Genomic DNA, 243 nt, shown 5'->3' on the forward strand with positions numbered 1-243 from the left:
GCCCCGGTCGAGGCCGGGGCGCTTGCCTTCGGCGCGGGTCAAGCGGCCAGTGCCTCGGCGGGTTCATCCGCCATTGCCTCGGTATCCTCCGGGGCGTCCTGCTCCGGGCCTTCTTCCTGCGCGGCCTCCTGCGGGCCTTCGGCCTTGAAGATGGCGGGCATCCAGCCGGTGCCATCGGCCAGCCGCTCGGCCCCGCTGGCAATGTCGGCCTTCTTGAGCTTCGCCAGCCGGGTGACGAATTCC

The 243-nt window shown here is 71.6% G+C and carries 1 protein-coding gene; it reads right to left on the reverse strand.

Features of this window, described 5'->3' with window-relative positions; all coding sequences use genetic code 11:
• Positions 1–38: 38 nt before the first annotated feature.
• On the reverse strand, positions 39–243 hold a 205-nt coding region (locus KVT32_RS31165), incomplete at its 5' end, for a hypothetical protein (protein WP_217619542.1).

Source organism: Achromobacter sp. GbtcB20, assembly GCF_019091095.1.
Taxonomy (GTDB): domain Bacteria; phylum Pseudomonadota; class Gammaproteobacteria; order Burkholderiales; family Burkholderiaceae_B; genus Achromobacter; species Achromobacter mucicolens.